Origin of the sequence: Pedobacter sp. UBA5917 (genome assembly GCF_002432345.1) — a bacterium.
Lineage (GTDB): Bacteria > Bacteroidota > Bacteroidia > Sphingobacteriales > Sphingobacteriaceae > Pedobacter.
In genome coordinates this window covers 20,830-37,872 of sequence record NZ_DJDT01000292.1, presented here as the reverse complement: position 1 = coordinate 37,872, position 17,043 = coordinate 20,830, and the positions used below count along the sequence as shown (strand labels likewise).

The window sequence follows — 17,043 nt, the reverse complement described above, 5'->3', positions numbered from 1 at the left end:
TCAGCGTATCCATGGTTTCTTCGAGCGGGGTTTCAGGATCCGGACGGTGGTGATAAAAAATATCTACATAATCCAGCTTCATTCGTTTTAAACTTTGATCCAAACTCGAAACCAGGTATTTTTTCGATCCCCAATCGCCATAAGGGCCATCCCACATGGTGTAACCGGCCTTGCTTGAGATGATCATTTCATCGCGGTAGCCTTTAAAATCTTCATGGAGGATTTTTCCGAAAACTTCTTCGGCCGAACCCGGAGGCGGGCCATAATTATTGGCTAAATCAAAATGTGTAATGCCATTGTTAAAGGCCGTATAAATTAAGTTTTTGCTGTTTTCGAAAACGTTAATATGTCCGAAATTATGCCACAGGCCCAATGATATGGCCGGTAGTTTTATTCCGCTTTTACCACAGCGGCGGTATAACATTTTATCGTAACGATCTGCTGATATGTTTTGATTCATATTTGGGATTTGATTGGCCGCAATAATAATCAGTTTTAACGGATTTTTATAGATATGAACGTAATATTATCTTGCAACAAGTGGGAATTGTGAAATCCTTAATCTGGTTGATCCATAAGGTACCAATGTGATTTCTTCAACCTCTTTAGCCGTTTCAAACTGGTAGATCATACTATAAGGGATAGGGCCTGCCATTTCGTTATACAATTTCCATGATGGGATGCGTTTTGCTTTGGTTTTGATCTGGATCGGTGCATTTTCAAGGTTCCATGGGTAATTATTGGTGCCTGCAGCTTTCTGAACGGTAAAATGCTCAGCCAGTTTATCTGCCGGAATATTAAAAATGCCATAATTCCATGGTGTGGTAGGATGGACCTCATCAAAAGTATCGCCATAATCGATCGGATCTTTGGTGTTTTTGACCGCTTTTACCTCTTCGCCGATTTTTAATGCGTAGGTAATGGGTCCGCGCTCTACCGAAACCGAATTTTCGAACCAGTTATTCTTAAAAATATGCATGGGTAAAGCCAGTTCTACCACATCACCTGATTTCCAGTTGCGGCTGATTTTAACCACCTGGTTTCCTTTAGAAGTTTGCAGAACACTGCCGTTTAGTTTGATGGTAGCTTCCTTGCACCATGATGGGATCCTTAAATGAAAAGGAAAGTTTATTGTTTTGGCTTTTTTACCGAATGTAAGCGAAAACCTGATCGATTCTTCAAAAGGATAATTGGTTTCTTCTTTGATTGTGATTTCTTTATGATCAGTTATTTTAAGTTTTACTTCGCTGGGCGAATATACCAGAGCAGCCACGCCTTTATCGGCCGTAGCATACCAGAGGTTCTGGGTAAATTTTGGCCAGCCCTGGTGCATGTTCGAGGTACAGCAAGGGTAACCTGAAAGTAAACCATAACATAAATCGGTGCCATGGTGGTTTACATCAAAATTGTGCATCTGTCTGCTGATCATCACCTGGTTGGCCTGCTGGAAATACTGGCGTTTCAGGTAATCATCCGAACTTTGCGCCGGCAGGGTATTGAAGGCTATTTTTTCCAAACGATCGGCATAATCCAGGTCGCCTGTGATTTCCAGGGCAGTTTCCAGTGTAAACATCATTTCAACAGCGGTACAAAGTTCCGACCCCTGCGTAGGGTTGTTGCCGTGTAACGATTCATCGCCGCCGAACATGCCATTGGCAAAACCGTTGTATTTATCTAAATCTTTAAAACCTTTTTTAAGCGCATCAACATATTTCTGATCAGGATGCTGCTGGTAGTAAACCAAAGGTTCTTTCATGCCCTGCGCAAGGTTAACCGCGTGGATGCTGCCAAATTTGGTAAGCATGTTGCCGTCCATAAAAGCATCGGTAAAATCGAAAGTCTGTTTATGGATCAGATCGGCAAGTTCCAGTAAAAACTGATCGCCGGTTTTATTATATAGCCAGTAAACCACCGCCAGGTTGTCGCCTGCACGATACCTTGCCCAAAACGACCAATGATCCAATGGTTTAGCCGGAAGTTCTTTCAGTTGGTATTTAAAGTAATTGGTCATCAGGGTGATGATCCTTTTATCATTGGTTGCCGAATAATATTGCTTCAGGATTTTTAACATCACCATTTTAGGCCACCAATCCCTGCTATTGTCACGTTGTAAACCGGCTTCTGGCGCGTAATCCTTAATCGGACCGAAATATCCATCAGGCTGTTGGCTTTTTATGGCCCATTCTACCCAGGGTTTGGTTTTGGCAATTAATTCCTGATCATTTAAAATATAGGCGAGGGGTAAAAGACCGTCAATCCAATATGGGCCGCGTTCCCATTGGTCGCCATCGCCACCCAACCAGCCGTTCCGCTGTCCCATTACCGAGGGATAAAGTTTGTCGAGATTACCTGTTGCTCCGGTTTTTTGTCTGATGAGCATTTCTTTAAGCCAGCCTTCGGCCTTAATGGCACCTAAAGGTAATTCGGAGTAGGGGTTCTGTCGCAGCGTGGTCTGCTGTGTCTGTGCAAAGCCCGTGGTGGCCACACAGAGCAAGGCGATTTTTAGTAAATGTTTAAGGTTCATTTGGTCAGTTTTATTTTTTTAGTTCAAATTTTTGGTTTCATCCAAAGAAGTCATTTTTTAAAACTTGACTTCTTTTTTATGTAAGAACTGCGATAGCAGGTAACAATTTGCATACAGTTTTTAGCTGTTCTACATTTTGTTATCACTGTTTCTACAAATCGTCTCATTGGTGTTGTCCGGAATAAATTTTTTAAAAATAGATGCCTTCACAATCGTCTAAAACGTTTTATTTGTAAAGTTAAGTGATATACTTATATTTAAAAACTCAAATAAAATTCTAAACCAAGTATTCCATTTTATGAAATTAAAATCATTAGCGGGCCTCGGCGTTCTGGCTGCAATCGGATTTGCATCCTGCCAATCTGAAACCAAAAAAACTTCCTCAACAGACAGTTTGAAAAGCGACTCTGCGGCTGTAGTAAAACTGGTTGCCGACTCTTTCAAAAAAGAAATAGACGGTAAACAAACCGCGCTCTACACATTGAAAAATAAAAACAATGCTGAAGCAATTTTTACCAATTACGGCGGACGTTTGGTAAGTTTATTGGTGCCAAATAAAGACGGGAAGCTGGTTGATGTAGTAGTAGGTTTTAAAAGTGTAAACGATTACGAAAAATCAACAGAGCCTTATTTTGGTGCAACCATAGGGCGTTATGGTAACCGTATAGCCAAAGGGAAATTTACTTTAGAGGGTAAAACCTATTCATTATTTACCAATAACGGCCAGAATACATTACACGGGGGAAAAAAAGGCTATCAATATGTAGTTTGGGATGCCACCCAGCCAAATGCCAAGACCCTGGTATTACATTATCTATCGAAAGATGGCGATGAAAATTTCCCTGGAAACTTAGATGTTAAAGTAACCTATACTTTAACCGATGATAATGAACTGAAAATGGATTATGAGGCAAAAACCGATAAAACCACAGTGGTTAACCTCACCAACCATGCCTTTTTTAACCTGAACGGTGATGGCAGCGGAACCATTTTAAACCATGAGGTCCAGATTTACGCCGATGGATATACGCCAGTGGATTCGACACTGATCCCAACCGGTAAAATTGAAAAAGTAGCCGGTACACCATTCGATTTTACAAAGGCAACCACTATCGGTGCACGCATTAACGATAAAAATGAACAGTTAACTTTTGGTAAAGGTTACGACCATAACTATGTACTGAATAAAACCAAGGCAATGGGCATGTTCCACGCAGCTACGGTTAAAGGCGACAAATCGGGAGTGGTAATGGATATTTACACACAGGAGCCAGGTTTACAGTTTTACAGCGGTAACTTTATGCAAAGTAAAAATACCTTTAAAACAGGTGCAAAGGATGATTTTAGAACGGCTATTGCCATGGAAACACAGCATTTTCCTGATTCTCCGAATCAGCCTGCGTTCCCGTCAACGGTATTAAAACCGGGGCAGGTATATAAAACAAGTTCGATCTATAAATTTACCAGATAATTAATTTGGTAATCCCTGCATCTCAATGATGATAACATGGTGTACGGCCTGTGGAAACACAGGCCGTACCTGTTTAAAAAAGATCCTGCAGAACAGGGTCGGTATAATCTTCAATAAAGGCAATAATATTGTTATAGGCCGAAAATTCTTCTTTGGTGTGCATGGTGGTAAGCGCCACACATTTCATACCTGCGTTTTGGGCTGCTTCTACACCTTTTGGTGCATCTTCAAAAACAATGCACTGGCTGGCATCTATACCTAAAATTCCGGCGCCCTTGGTAAAGGTTTCAGGATCTGGTTTACTGTTTACCACATCATCCGCACTTACAATAGTTTTAAAATAATAACGGATATTTAAATTATCGAGTACAAAATTAATGTTGAAAGGAATTGCCGCCGATCCTATGGCCATCTGGATACCTGACTGCTTCGCCTTTTCTAGAAAATCGCCCAAACCTGCAATTAAGGTTAGGTGTTTTTTATAGGCAGCCTGGTACCTGTGCTCTTTTTCGATGGAGATCTGATCAATCTGTTCCTGGGTAAAATGACCAACGCCAAAAACACGCTCCAAAAGATCCTGGTTTTTACCGTACATCTGTTTTTTTACTGCTTCGAAGCTGATATTTGCGCCTAAATCCTGTGTAAGGATATTATGCCAGGCGTGGTTATGAAAAGCCATGTCGTTAATCATGGTGCCATTGAGATCGAAAAGAAAAGCTTTGGGTTTATCGTTTGTCATGGTGGCAAAATTATCAGATTTTTCCTATCAGCATGTTAAAATAAGGTCACCATTCCAAAATTTAACATTTAAATTATGCCTTCTTTTTACGGCCAAAAAATATGTTGGAAAATAAATTATGCTCCGATTGTAATTTTTTTATGATAGTATACGTTTGGGTATTTGAAATCCCCTTTGCAAGTAATAGCTTGCATGTTTAAACCGGGGCCATATAATATGACTGCTGCCAAGCATGAGAGTGATCGTCTAATCGAATATTTAACCAATTTACAGCCTCTGAACAATGAAATCATTGAACGGGCCAAAGCCGAAACGTTCAGGGTTACGGTGCGGAAGAACGATATTCTGCCCTGTGCCGATGAATTGAACGGAGATTGTTTATTCTTTATTATTAAAGGTTTGGTGCGTGGTTTTATAGTGGATGAAGGAAAAGACATTACAGCCTGGTTAACCGATGAAAGCCATTTAATCGGAAGCATCCGGAATCCCGGTACACTTAAGCCCACCTACGAAGAGAAATTCCAGGCACTGGAAGATTCGGAACTGCTTATTCTGCCATACCGTTTTATTGATGAACTGTATGATCAGTTTCCTGAAATCAACATTCTGGCAAGAAAAATTCTGGCTATCCATTACCATATATCACAGGAACGGTCTATTTTATCGAGAATACCTTCTGCAGAGGCCCGTTATAAGCAGTTTAAGAACGGATACCCGACAATGAAACACAGGGTACCTTTAAAGTATCTGGCCAGTTATTTAGGAATACGGATAGAAACATTGAGCCGCATCAGAAAGAAAGAAAAACTGGAAGGAAAAGACTAAGGTTTAACCTTTTTTCTGAAATAGAAATAGCACAGCGGAAAGAGACATATCAATCCGAGTAAAAAGCCCCCAACCGTATCTGTAAACCAGTGTGCGCCTAAATAAATCCTGGATGGTGCTATCGTAACCACCAGGAACGCCGATAAATAGGTGATGATATTTCTGGTGGTTTTAGGGATGCTTTTCAGGTGATACATCAGGATGATCAGAAAGCCGAAAAATAGGGTGTAGGAGAGTACATGTCCGCTGGGGTAGCTCTGAAATCGGTTTACCTCCACCAAACGGACATAAAAAGCTGTTGGTCTGGGGCGGTTGATGATATTTTTTATACCCAAAATGATTAATCCGGATAATAAAACCGTCGAAATAAATATACCTTCGCGTTTATATTTCTGCCAATAAAAAATAGCAGCAACAATTACCACCGAAAGCAGGGAATAGGGCAGTTCGCCAAAAAAACTGATTGCTAGCATTACTTTATCCAACCAGTCAGCATGGTACTGCTGTATAAACAGCGATGTTCTGATATCAAAAGCCAATATTGGGTGCTGTGCAATAAAATAGCTTAATCCTGCAAAAGCTACAATCAGGATCAGGAGGATAAAAATTAAAGTATTTCGTTTCAAAAAGGTAGATTTATGTAGGTTGAAATTCAAAACTATGAATTTTATGCCAATAGATTAAAAAAAAGGCCTTTTAAAATATGATATCCTTCAATAACCCGAATTGTTAAAAAATATTATCTTTATTCCTTTAACGAATCTCACATGCAGGAAAATTATCCAACCCAAAGCGCGCCTGAAAGCAGTTTTAACGAAGGCCTGTGCGCAAACTGTCAATTAAACGTATACGAACCCGGGCACGCCATTAATTTATGTTCCGATTGCAGAAAAAGCTTAATCAAATATCCGATACCCAAATGGATTAAATTTTTTGCCCTTGGCATTTTAGCGGTAATGGTGATCAGTTTGGTGCGTACACAGCAATATATCTCTGCTGCTATACACCTTGGTAAAGCCGAAAACGCAATTGATCAAAAACATTTTTTAACCGCTCAGCGCGAATTGGCCCTTGTACTGAATAAATTTCCTAAAGATTTTAATGCCAATGCCTATATGATGGTGGCGAGTGCCTATAATTTCGATTTTGAGGCGTACCAGGTTGCCTTTGATAAGGTAGCAGATGTAAAAACAGAGGACGAAGCCTTATTAAGTACTGTAAATGCTGCATCCGAATATATTGCCCAGTCGTTTCCTAAAGATACGCTGATGTATAAACGCATTGTTGCTGCGGCAAAGGATAAAGAAAAACTTTTGGCCATGACCGATAGTACTGATGAAATTGTTCTAAAGGTTCATATTGCCAACTTTTTATACGAAGCGAAAGATTACGATCATGTAGAGCGTATTGTAAATAAAGTATTGGCGGTAGATCCTAATTTCTATCAGGCATTGAGCTTAATGACAGCCGTAAAAAGGAATACGGCCAAGTACGATGAGGCTTTGGCATTTTGCGATCGGTTACTGGCATTTAATGCAGAGGACATTCAGGTTTTATCGCAAAAGGCAAGGATAGAACTCAAGCGTAAACATGATAAAGAAGCTGCTGTTTTCGCTTCGCAGGCCCTGGCCCTTGATCCTGATGATACTAGTGCCATGGAGGCAAAAGCAATGGTAGATTATTTTGCAGGCAGAAAAAAAGAAAGTTTGGCAACTTTGGCCCAGATAAGGGTCCACGAAACGAATTCGGGCGATAGTACCATATCGAAGCGTTTATCGCCAATTATTACAGGTTCAGAAATTTACAGATAATTAAAAAATCACATCATGTTTGTTCCAGGTATATTAATCAGTATTGCTACTTTTCCGGGTGTTATTGTGCATGAGCTTGCCCATCAGCTTTTTTGCAGGTTATTTAAAGTTCCGGTATTTGATGTCTGTTATTTTAGGACCGAAAATCCTGTCGGTTATGTGATCCACGAGCCTGCACCAAAGGTTTATCAAACCGTATTCATTTCGGTAGGTCCGTTTATTGTAAACACACTGTTGTGTTTCATCATAGGTTTTTCTGCCTCGTTGCAGTTTAAGTTCGATTCGGCCAATGTTCTGGATTATGTACTGATGTACCTGGCCATTTCGATCGGGGCACATGCTTTTCCAAGCACCGGTGATGCCAGTACACTTTGGAATGCCGTTGTGAAGTCGGAAACAACCTCATGGCTGTCTAAAATTGTGGTAACTCCCATAGTTGGTTTTATATATGCAGGTGCATTAGGATCTTTCTTTTGGTTGGATATTATTTATGGTGGTGCCGTAGCTTTAGGCTTACCCTACCTGATTATTAAAATTTTTGTGTAATAAAAACTACAGTAGTGGGAAATATTCATCAAGGAAATAAAACGATTCATCAAGGAAATATGCCTATATGTATAATCTGTTATGAAATATTAAAAGGATTTTGAATATTCGAATCAGATAATAAGGATATCTATGCTTACGAGGTTGGCAGGATTAAGTTCCTGCCGACTGAAGAGGCACTTCTTCACGACATTTATTTCCATAAATAATAATTTAGTGTTAACGCTCGAACCGAAGCCTTCCTCCTTTAAATGAGGGGGAGCCTAGGTTTATTTTTATATTTTTGCGGAGCCTGGCTATTTTCCAAACAATTTTCGATCAGACCGGGTTTTTCTACCGTGGAGCCAAAGCCATATCACGATCAGGTTATTAAAGTACCGCGTTTTGAAGAAAGCGCCGGGTTTTACACCACTGCAGCGCGAAGCAGGAATATGTCGAAAATCAGGGACAAAAACAGCCTGCCCGAATTGGCTTTACGTAAGGCATTATGGGCAAAATGCATCAGGTTTAGGCTCCACCCAAAGAAATTTCCCGGTAAACCCGATATCATCATCAATAAATACAGGTTGGCCATTTTTGTTGATGGCGATTTTTGGCATGGCTATAAATGGGAAGAAACCAAGGTTAGGCTAAAAACAAATTCAGCTTTCTGGATCCCGAAAATTGAAAGCAATATGCAGCGCGATAAGTATATAAACGAGCAGTTAAATGCAAAAGGTTATACTGTAATGCGTTTTTGGGAACATGAGGTTAAAGAAAACCTGGCTAAATGCGTAAATCAGGTATTGCTTTATATCGAGGCTGCAAAAACAGCCGTTATACCACGCTTGGATGGTTAAGCTGTTATTTTACAACAATCTGCTTCGGATCTGTTACCACGATCTGGGTTTTGCCCTTAAATTCGCTTACAATGCCTGTTACGCAGATTCTGTTTCCCATAAACATGCTGGCAGGTTCTGACGGGAATTTACTTTCATCTTCCTTGTTAATTACCACCGTAATCAGCTCTTTTGGAAAAGCACCACCTAAATTGATCAATGTTAATTTCTCCAGGCCCTTCGTGCTGTAAACCGAATCGCAGATGGTTACATTTTTACCCACATATTGGCCGGCATCTTTAGCCAGTACCAAAGTTTGGCTTTTTGCATAAAATGCAGTGGCCAGTAAAAACAGAAGGATGGATAATTTTTTCATGATGATGGGATGAATCATTTAACTGGACAAAATGCCCAGATCAATTTGTTTAGCACTTCAAAGTTAAGGCGAATTTGACAGAAATCAATAGCAAAATCGAAACGCGCATAAATATTACATCTTTAGGATTTTCTCTTGACAGGGATATTTTATAAATTGTATGAAAATAATGCCAACCAGATATTTTGAGCCAGTATGAAAGTAGATTACATTGCTTTGTCGGTACCCGTGTTTTTCATCCTGATCGGGATTGAACTGGCTTATAATTTCTATAAAAAATTAAATTATTACCGCCTTAACGATAGTATTGCCAATTTAAGTCAGGGGATAGGGCAGCAGCTTACCGGCATTTTTATGAAAACGGCCCTGTTTTTTGGCTACAAATACATTTTTGAGCATTGGCGTTTGTTCGAACTGCCCAAAACCATCTGGATCTGGATTCTCTTGTTTATCGGTGTCGATTTTTTCTATTACTGGTTCCATCGGATGAGCCATCAGGTAAATGCCTTATGGGCGGCACATATTGTACACCACCAGAGTGAAGAATACAATTTAACGGTAGCACTACGCCAAAGCTGGTTTCAGGGCTGGTTTAGCTGGGTATTTTACCTGCCATTGGCTTTTGTGGGCTTTGATCCCATTATGTTTTTAACCCTGAGTTCTTTTAATACGCTTTACCAGTTTTGGATCCATACCCGTGCGGTTAAAAACATGGGTTTTCTGGAGTATATATTAAATACACCATCGCATCACCGCGTGCACCATGGTTCCAATCCGAAATATATCGATAAAAACCATGCCGGCACCTTAATTATCTGGGACCGTATTTTCGGTACTTTCCAAAAAGAGGAAGAAGAGGTTTATTACGGCATTACAAAACCTTTGGCCAGTTGGAACCCGGTTTGGGCAAACCTCCACTATTGGGACGATCTGGTTAAAACGGCTAAACAATCGCCGAAACTAAGCGATAAGATTAATGTTTTTATCAAACCTCCGGGCTGGTTTCCCGCGCATTTGGGCGGCTTTCAATCTGCTCCCGAAATTAATCCGGCAACTTATCAGAAATACAATCCGGCCTATCAATCTAAATTAACGGGTTATGTACTGGTACAGTTTTTAGTGGCATTGGCTGCCGGTTCGGCCATATTGTTTTCCTACCACAAAATGGATACCCTGGCGTTGATCTCCGGATCCTTTTTTACTATACTTACCCTAATCACCTGTGGAGCTTTGCTGGAGCAGAAAACCTGGCTGATCAGGTTCGAATATTTCAGGTTGTTATTTGGTATATTATTGATTTTTGTTTTTAAAATCCCGGTAGGATATCAGGTAATTTTTGCTGCTATCCAGTTAATATCCGTAATTTGGTTCTTTAATTTGCAAAAGGCAAATCCCAATCCTGATGAAAACTAAGTTATATTCATTTATATTTTTTTTGGTATTTATTGTTCAGTTGTATGCAGAGTATACCAATAATATACAACTGCGTTATTTCTCTAAACCTTTAATTGTAGTGGTACTTTTGGTATGGCTGTACGTAAGCACCAACCTTAAAGGACGTTTCCACAAACGTATTTTTACAGGCCTGATTTTCGCGTGGGCCGGAGATATATTGCTGATGTTGCAGAATGGCAGAACAACTTATTTTATTTTCGGACTGCTCGCTTTTTTGCTGTGCCACATTTTTTACATCAGGGCCTTTACACTCGATCATAAATCTAATCCGAGCCATAAAACGCCATATTTTCTATGGGCAGTAGCTGCTTTTGCCATTTTTTGTTCAGGTTTGTTCTTCTATTTGCAGCCACACCTCGGCCCCATGCAGTTCCCTGTATTAATGTATGCCATTATTATTTGTGTAATGGCACTGATGGCGGTAAACCGTTATGGAAAAGTAAATATCAATAGCTTTAAACTTATTCTCTACGGAGCGCTGTTTTTCCTGCTGTCTGACAGTGTATTGGCCGTAAATAAATTTGCACAGCCTATTCCGCAAAGCGGGGCATTAATTATGGCTACTTATATGATTGCCCAATACCTGATTGTTTATGGTACCATCGAACGTAAACTGGTAGTTACGCAAACAGAAATTTAGTTTCAGTCTTAAAATTTTTCTTTTTGTAATTTATTGATAATTAACGATATAGTTAGTGTTAATCATTGTTGAGTAGTGTTAATTATACGTGGTATGGTTTTTTTGTTTCAGTTTAAGTAAGTTTTGTTTGGGTAATTTTATAATTCCCAAAAATATTGGAGCTTTTTTGTCATGAAAAAGTATTTATCCTTGTGGGTTGTTTTTAACAAACTGATTTTCAGCCTGTTAAAAACTAACCTTTTCGGAGGTTTATTTTGCTCTAATATTACATCTATGTCTTCTAATCGCCACTTTTCTGTTGGTAATTCTGTTAATAACTTTTTTTTGTAATTGTTAATAACATCGGCGTTTTCCTATCTAAGTTTATGTTAATCGTTTGATTATCAAATACGTTTTAACGAATTTTTATCTATGATTAACGCTGCACTAGATTTTTTTTCGAAGGAAATTAATGGCTATCTGAACAATATTGCCAATACCACAGGTGAAGATTACATCGTGGTGAGCAGTGTTGTTTCGGAAGGCAAACTTGCCATACCTGAAAAAACAATGGGCATCACTTTGATGAATATTGAAGAAGATAGGGTTGTAAAAGATCAGCGGGTTACGGTAAAAAATATGCTCGGTGATATAGAAACACGGAATCCCGATATATACCTTAACCTTTACGTACTTATTTCTGCAAATTTTAATCATGCCGATACCGAATCACCTACCCTCGATTATCTGGAAGGTTTAAAGAGACTCTCTCAGGTAATTGCATTTTTTCAGGGGAAAAATGTGTTTACACAGGCCAACTCACCTTTGCTGGCCACAATTGATAAAAATATTGAACGCTTAAGTGCTGAGCTGTTCAGTTTCAATTTTGAACAGATGAACCATTTTTGGAGCATTATCGGTCATAGCTACCTGCCATCGGTACTGTATAAGATCAGGATGATTACCGTGCAGGAAAATGTGCAACTGGCACCGGATGGATTAGTAGAAAATATTTTGTTAAACACAAGAACCAAGCTATGAGTGCCTATCGGAAATTGTTTTCTGTTGGTGTAAACCATAATTATTACGAGGATAACCTTTGTAATGATCTGGTTTTTGTACCTACAAGTGCATCTACAGCCATTATGCGCAACCAACGCTGGTTATTTAAAAAGTTTGGTACTGGTTTTAGCATAATTACAGAAGTGGGCGCCGACTTCAAAAACAAGATCGAACTTTTAGATACCACGCTGCAGTTTGGCATCAGCCTAAATAATGCCGCGAAATTTTTGGCCATTACACAGTTGAACGAAACTTCGCCAAACAAAGAATTTTTGAGCAATAAAAAGGTCTATTTTTCCAATAACGCTTTAAATCCTAATCTGGGCTACCAGATTATCGATGGCATTGTTGGCGATCTGATGAACCTGGATTTTACGCTTCCAGCGATGAATACCGAGGTTACGTTAAGGGTAAACTCACTAACAGAAAATAATCTGGTTGTAGATTTCGACAGTGAAGGATTGCCCGTTAACGGCCCATATAAAATTAAACTCAATAGCAGTAAAGTTTTCGAAAAACTGCTCAATATGGGCAAACTGCCTGATGGACTTTACAACATATCCATCAAAAACGCAGCCGATACGGGTAACGATCTGTTGAGTTATAAAATTTTTAAAAGCAACCGATTAAGTGCACAACCGGTTTTTGGTGTACTGGAGATTAAACTGCCTGCAAGTAATGCCGTAGTTACGGAAACTAAATTTTTGATCGGTTTTTTACGGAAATCGACCATCTGGAAATATTACATCATCAACCAGAGCGGTATCGATTTAGATGATTTTGATCTATTGGTGAAGGATAAAAGTCAGGACGGCACGCCTAGCGGAAACCCGGTTTATGCCAAATATACTTTTGCCGGAAACCCGGTGCCTGCCAACGATCCCGATCCGATCAATAAAATTGCCGATGCCGATATCCTGCTTTTTAAAAGCAATGTAAAGATCCCCTTTTTCCAAAAAGTAAAATTAGGTATAGAGCTTAGCAAGAAAGACAGTGGAACAGAGGTGGTTTTAACCAAGAATTTGCCCAATCCGGTACCCGAAAAACAGGCGGGCGAGGAGAGTAGAATATATGTATATGTTTAAAAAATAATTTATCGTGATATGGCGCTAACATATAAACATCCAGGGGTATACGTTGAAGAGATTTCGACCATACCACCTTCTATTGCACAGGTTGATACAGCCATACCCGGCTTTATCGGTTATACTGCAAAACGGGAAAAAAACGGTGTAGCCTTTTCGGCTAATGTACCGGTACGCATTACCTCATTATTGGAGTTTGAGGTTTTCTTTGGCGGTGCTTTTCCCGAAGTGCTGGAAGTAACCATCAATGAGCCTGAAAAAGGCAAATTGACACCAAAAATTGATGTAACCGCTGCAACTACAGCAACCGGGGTTTCGGGTTATATTTTATATTATCATGTAAAAATGTTTTACGAAAACGGTGGCGGCCCCTGCTGGGTAATTTCTACCGGTACCTACAATAATACACCGGCCATAACCAAAGCCGAATTAAAACTGGGTTTACAGGCCTGCGAACGCGAAGATGAAATTACCCTTTTGCTTATTCCCGAAATTACGGCACTATCTTCGGCTGCAGATATTAAGGAATTAAACGACGGGATGCTTGCACAGTGCGCCAAACTGCAAGACCGTTTTGGCATAATGGATGCCCCACTGGTAAAAACATCTACCACCTACCTGGATGCTGATAAATTCAGGAACGACCTGGTAAGTGCCGATAACCTAAAATATGGCGCTGCATATTATCCACAGGTACAAACCAGTGCAAGCTATAACCGCGTAATCGACGATAAAATCAAAATTGCAGCCGACAACCGTACAGGGGCCAATGCTGGCATTTATAAAAAAGCAAGTAATGTTAAAAAACCGATAACCAAAATTATCGATAAATCGGTTACCGCTGTAAAGGCCTCTGCCACGGTTACCATTAGTAGCATAGCAATCGGCGGTCATTCGATTTCCATAGCCGGCTTTAGTTTTACTTTTGGTACAGGTGGGGTTACAATCGGCGCTGATACCACTGCAGCTGCGGCGGCTTTAAAAGCTGCAATTGCGGGTAATACCGAATTGGCAGCACTGGTTGATACCTCGGCCGCTTTAGGCGTGTTAACCGTAACGGCCAAAACCGCAGGTAGCGATGGCAATGTAATTTCCATTATCTACGATCCGAAAGGTAATGCTCCCCAAATCTTGTTAGACAGCCCATTCTTAACCGGTGGCTTTGATAGTACCGATTTTGCCCTTTTTAACCAGGTGCAAGCCGCGCTTGATTCTTATACCGTTCCGCTTTATCCTTCGGGCATTATTGCGGGTATTATGGCACGTGTTGATAACGATCGTGGCGTATGGAAAGCGCCGGCCAATGTAAGTTTATTAACCGTTGATAAACCTTTGATTACCATCAGCGACGAAGAGCAGGATTACCTTAATGTAGATGCCACATCAGGCAAAAGCATCAATGTAATCAGGAAATTTGCCGGCAAGGGAACCTTGGTTTGGGGTGCCAGAACTTTGGCAGGTAACGATAACGAGTGGCGATACGTACCAGTAAGGCGGTTTTTTATCATGGTTGAAGAATCGATCAAAAAAGCAACAGAATTTGTGGTGTTTGAGCCTAATGACGCCAGAACCTGGATGCGTGTAAAAAACATGTGCCAGAATTACCTTACCCAATTATGGCGGCAGGGTGCTTTGGCCGGTGCAAAGGCCGAAGATGCATTTTTTGTAAATGTGGGCTTGGGTATCACTATGACCTCGCTCGATATCCTGGAAGGACGGCTGATCATAGAAATTGGAATGGCCGCTGTTAGACCGGCTGAGTTTATAGTCCTTAAATTTTCTCACTTATTAGCAAAATCTTAAATTATGGCAACCAATTATAAAACCCCTGGCGTTTACATCGAGGAAATAAGTAAACTGCCTGCATCAATAGCTCCGGTTGAAACGGCTATTCCTGCGTTTATCGGGCGTACCGAATTTGCCAAAGATGAAGATGGGAACGATATTTTTCCCGTTGCCGGAACCAAGCTGCCAACACCCATCCGCATTACTTCCTTTCTTGATTACCAGAAATATTTTGGCGGTGCCAACTCAGAAACGGCTGTTTTTGAAACCAGCGGCATACCAACCATAACCGATACCGAAGATGGCGGCAAAATAGTAAAACGTGTAATCAGCTGTAATGCCAAAAAAAGTGAAGTGAGTGGTAAATACATGTATTATGCCATACAAATGTTCTATGCCAATGGCGGCGGACCATGTTATATTGTTTCGAGCGGAAGTTACAGCACCAACATTACCAACGATGCCGCTAAAGCAGGTTTAGATGCAATTGCAAAAGTTGACGAACCAACCATACTGGTATTAACCGATAAGCATAATGCTTTCAGCAGCACCAAATCGGGCTATAAAGATGTGTACGATTATGCATTGGCGCAATGTGCCAGGCTGCAAGACCGTATTGCCATTTTTGATGCCTGGGTGTTATCCGATTCACCTTATACCGATGCCGGTATTGTTAGGGAAGATATCAGCATGGATTACCTAAAATACGGTGCGGCTTATTATCCATGGCTGCAAAGTACGCTAAGTTATGCCTATAGCGATTCGGTAGTGATAAAACATCAGGTAAATGCTGGTACGGGGCCATATGATGGTTTAACACTAGCAGCTATTAAAGCCATGGATTTAAATACTTACCGTACACTGGTAAACGAAATGGATAAAAATGTAATCGATTTGCCACCTTCGAGCGCAGTAGCGGGGATAATGGCAAGGGTTGATAACAACCGTGGTGTTTGGAAAGCACCTGCCAATGAGAGTGTGAACCTGGTTACAGGTCCATCGTTAAAAGTAACCGCACAGCAACAGGAAACATTAAATATAGATCCTACCACAGGCAAATCAATCAATGTAATCCGCTTTTTTACAGGGAAGGGGACACTGGTTTGGGGTGCCAGAACTTTGGCAGGGAACGACAACGAATGGCGGTATGTTTCGGTACGGCGTTTTTACAATTTTGTTGAAGAAAGTGTTAAAAAAGCCACTGAGTTTGTGGTTTTCGAACCCAATGATGCCAATACATGGCTGCGCGTAAAAACCATGTGCGAGAACTTTTTAAACCAGCTTTGGCGACAAGGGGCATTGCAGGGCGCAAAACCCGACGATGCCTACTTTGTGCGCATCGGTTTGGGGGTAACCATGACCTCGCTTGATATCCTCGAAGGCAGAATGAATGTAGAAATCGGTATGGCAGCGGTGCGTCCGGCGGAGTTTATCATCTTAAAATTCTCACATAAATTACAGGAATAATTCATCATAAATTATAAAAATTATGGCAAATACTTATCCATTACCGGTGTTCCACTTTCAGGTGGAATGGGGCGGTTCGCGAATTGGTTTTACAGAGGTTAGCGGTTTAACCGTAGAAACGCAGTCGATTGATTATCGCGAAGGGAATTCACCCGAATACCATGTTACCAAAATGCCCGGAATGCAGCAATATACCGCTATTTCGATGAAAAGGGGCATAACGAAGGGGGATAACGAACTTTTTCAATGGTTTAATACCGTGAGTTTGAATAAAATAGAACGCAGGGATTTAACTATCAGTTTGCTTAACGAAAGCCATGAGCCGGTAGTGGTTTGGAAGGTTAGGGGGGCATGGCCATCAAAAGTAGATGGACCAACGTTAAATTCTACCGGAAATGAGGTAGCCATAGAAACGGTTGAGCTGGCACACGAAGGTTTAAGTATTGAATTTACCTAGGGG

At 40.6% G+C, this 17,043-nt stretch carries 17 protein-coding genes; 12 read left to right on the top strand and 5 right to left on the bottom strand.

Annotated elements, in window-relative coordinates:
• Together B2V92_RS20410 and B2V92_RS20405 are read right to left on the bottom strand one after the other, a co-directional pair.
• Positions 1–460: aldo/keto reductase (locus tag B2V92_RS20410; RefSeq protein WP_293311718.1), on the bottom strand; the 460-nt coding region annotated here is incomplete at its 3' end.
• Between the two features lie 66 nt (positions 461–526).
• Positions 527–2,524: a beta-L-arabinofuranosidase domain-containing protein gene (locus B2V92_RS20405; protein ID WP_293311716.1), complete on the bottom strand. Its 1,998-nt coding sequence runs from the start codon at positions 2,522–2,524 to the stop codon at positions 527–529.
• Between the two features lie 298 nt (positions 2,525–2,822).
• Here B2V92_RS20405 and B2V92_RS20400 point away from each other — a divergent pair, with 298 nt between their 5' ends.
• Positions 2,823–3,995: an aldose epimerase family protein gene (locus B2V92_RS20400; protein WP_293311714.1), complete on the top strand. Its 1,173-nt coding sequence runs from the start codon at positions 2,823–2,825 to the stop codon at positions 3,993–3,995.
• Between the two features lie 73 nt (positions 3,996–4,068).
• Here B2V92_RS20400 and B2V92_RS20395 read toward each other — a convergent pair whose 3' ends face one another.
• Positions 4,069–4,734 (bottom strand): HAD family hydrolase, encoded by a 666-nt coding sequence (locus B2V92_RS20395; RefSeq protein WP_293311712.1) that lies wholly within the window; start codon positions 4,732–4,734, stop codon positions 4,069–4,071.
• A 216-nt stretch (positions 4,735–4,950) separates the two neighbouring features.
• Here B2V92_RS20395 and B2V92_RS20390 point away from each other — a divergent pair, with 216 nt between their 5' ends.
• Positions 4,951–5,559 (top strand): Crp/Fnr family transcriptional regulator, encoded by a 609-nt coding sequence (locus B2V92_RS20390; protein WP_293311710.1) that lies wholly within the window; start codon positions 4,951–4,953, stop codon positions 5,557–5,559.
• Here B2V92_RS20390 and B2V92_RS20385 read toward each other — a convergent pair.
• On the bottom strand, positions 5,556–6,185 hold the full coding sequence (locus tag B2V92_RS20385) for a phosphatase PAP2 family protein (protein WP_293311708.1): 630 nt from the start codon (positions 6,183–6,185) through the stop codon (positions 5,556–5,558). The two genes, B2V92_RS20390 and B2V92_RS20385, sit on opposite strands and share 4 nt — an antisense overlap.
• 141 nt (positions 6,186–6,326) lie before the next feature.
• On the opposite strand from B2V92_RS20385, the gene B2V92_RS20380 reads away from it, so the two are divergent.
• From B2V92_RS20380 to B2V92_RS20370, 3 genes are all read left to right on the top strand, one after another.
• Positions 6,327–7,370: a tetratricopeptide repeat protein gene (locus B2V92_RS20380; RefSeq protein WP_293311706.1), complete on the top strand. Its 1,044-nt coding sequence runs from the start codon at positions 6,327–6,329 to the stop codon at positions 7,368–7,370.
• A gap of 15 nt (positions 7,371–7,385) precedes the next feature.
• On the top strand, positions 7,386–7,916 hold the full coding sequence (locus B2V92_RS20375) for a metalloprotease family protein (protein WP_293311704.1): 531 nt from the start codon (positions 7,386–7,388) through the stop codon (positions 7,914–7,916).
• Between the two features lie 251 nt (positions 7,917–8,167).
• Positions 8,168–8,755 (top strand): very short patch repair endonuclease, encoded by a 588-nt coding sequence (locus B2V92_RS20370; protein ID WP_293311702.1) that lies wholly within the window; start codon positions 8,168–8,170, stop codon positions 8,753–8,755.
• Between the two features lie 4 nt (positions 8,756–8,759).
• Here the strand turns inward: B2V92_RS20370 and B2V92_RS20365 are convergent, their stop codons facing one another.
• Positions 8,760–9,110 (bottom strand): hypothetical protein, encoded by a 351-nt coding sequence (locus B2V92_RS20365; RefSeq protein WP_293311700.1) that lies wholly within the window; start codon positions 9,108–9,110, stop codon positions 8,760–8,762.
• 195 nt (positions 9,111–9,305) lie between these two features.
• Between B2V92_RS20365 and B2V92_RS20360 the strand changes: the two genes are divergently transcribed.
• From B2V92_RS20360 to B2V92_RS20330, 7 genes are all read left to right on the top strand, one after another.
• Complete coding sequence (locus B2V92_RS20360) at positions 9,306–10,523, top strand: sterol desaturase family protein (protein WP_293311698.1); 1,218 nt, start codon at positions 9,306–9,308, stop codon at positions 10,521–10,523.
• A complete protein-coding gene (locus B2V92_RS20355) occupies positions 10,513–11,205 on the top strand; it encodes a lysoplasmalogenase (RefSeq protein WP_293311696.1) in 693 nt (230 codons plus the stop codon). Before B2V92_RS20360 ends, B2V92_RS20355 begins: the two co-directional genes overlap by 11 nt.
• A 411-nt stretch (positions 11,206–11,616) precedes the next feature.
• Positions 11,617–12,225 carry a DUF4255 domain-containing protein gene (locus tag B2V92_RS20350; RefSeq protein WP_293311694.1) on the top strand — a complete coding sequence of 203 codons (609 nt, stop codon included), beginning with the start codon at positions 11,617–11,619 and terminating at the stop codon, positions 12,223–12,225.
• Entirely contained in the window at positions 12,222–13,331 is a 1,110-nt protein-coding gene (locus tag B2V92_RS20345) for a hypothetical protein (protein WP_293311692.1), read from the top strand. The genes B2V92_RS20350 and B2V92_RS20345 overlap by 4 nt, the downstream gene beginning before the upstream one ends.
• Positions 13,332–13,349: 18 nt before the next feature.
• Positions 13,350–15,134 carry a phage tail sheath family protein gene (locus B2V92_RS20340; protein ID WP_293311690.1) on the top strand — a complete coding sequence of 595 codons (1,785 nt, stop codon included), beginning with the start codon at positions 13,350–13,352 and terminating at the stop codon, positions 15,132–15,134.
• A gap of 3 nt (positions 15,135–15,137) precedes the next feature.
• A complete protein-coding gene (locus B2V92_RS20335; protein WP_293311688.1) occupies positions 15,138–16,583 on the top strand; it encodes a phage tail sheath family protein in 1,446 nt (481 codons plus the stop codon).
• A 22-nt stretch (positions 16,584–16,605) separates the two neighbouring features.
• The gene (locus tag B2V92_RS20330; RefSeq protein ID WP_086545858.1) at positions 16,606–17,040 is read left to right on the top strand and encodes a phage tail protein; all 435 of its coding nucleotides are present in this window, start codon (positions 16,606–16,608) and stop codon (positions 17,038–17,040) included.
• Positions 17,041–17,043: the final 3 nt, after the last annotated feature.

Coding starts and splice junctions, on each gene's coding strand:
- B2V92_RS20370 (WP_293311702.1), top strand. CDS start 8,168: ATGAGGGGGAGCCTAGGTTTATTTTTATATTTTTGCGGAGCCTGGCTA.
- B2V92_RS20340 (WP_293311690.1), top strand. CDS start 13,350: ATGGCGCTAACATATAAACATCCAGGGGTATACGTTGAAGAGATTTCG.
- B2V92_RS20390 (WP_293311710.1), top strand. CDS start 4,951: ATGACTGCTGCCAAGCATGAGAGTGATCGTCTAATCGAATATTTAACC.
- B2V92_RS20345 (WP_293311692.1), top strand. CDS start 12,222: ATGAGTGCCTATCGGAAATTGTTTTCTGTTGGTGTAAACCATAATTAT.
- B2V92_RS20355 (WP_293311696.1), top strand. CDS start 10,513: ATGAAAACTAAGTTATATTCATTTATATTTTTTTTGGTATTTATTGTT.
- B2V92_RS20380 (WP_293311706.1), top strand. CDS start 6,327: ATGCAGGAAAATTATCCAACCCAAAGCGCGCCTGAAAGCAGTTTTAAC.
- B2V92_RS20405 (WP_293311716.1), bottom strand. CDS start 2,524: ATGAACCTTAAACATTTACTAAAAATCGCCTTGCTCTGTGTGGCCACC.
- B2V92_RS20400 (WP_293311714.1), top strand. CDS start 2,823: ATGAAATTAAAATCATTAGCGGGCCTCGGCGTTCTGGCTGCAATCGGA.
- B2V92_RS20395 (WP_293311712.1), bottom strand. CDS start 4,734: ATGACAAACGATAAACCCAAAGCTTTTCTTTTCGATCTCAATGGCACC.
- B2V92_RS20360 (WP_293311698.1), top strand. CDS start 9,306: ATGAAAGTAGATTACATTGCTTTGTCGGTACCCGTGTTTTTCATCCTG.
- B2V92_RS20330 (WP_086545858.1), top strand. CDS start 16,606: ATGGCAAATACTTATCCATTACCGGTGTTCCACTTTCAGGTGGAATGG.
- B2V92_RS20335 (WP_293311688.1), top strand. CDS start 15,138: ATGGCAACCAATTATAAAACCCCTGGCGTTTACATCGAGGAAATAAGT.
- B2V92_RS20365 (WP_293311700.1), bottom strand. CDS start 9,110: ATGAAAAAATTATCCATCCTTCTGTTTTTACTGGCCACTGCATTTTAT.
- B2V92_RS20375 (WP_293311704.1), top strand. CDS start 7,386: ATGTTTGTTCCAGGTATATTAATCAGTATTGCTACTTTTCCGGGTGTT.
- B2V92_RS20350 (WP_293311694.1), top strand. CDS start 11,617: ATGATTAACGCTGCACTAGATTTTTTTTCGAAGGAAATTAATGGCTAT.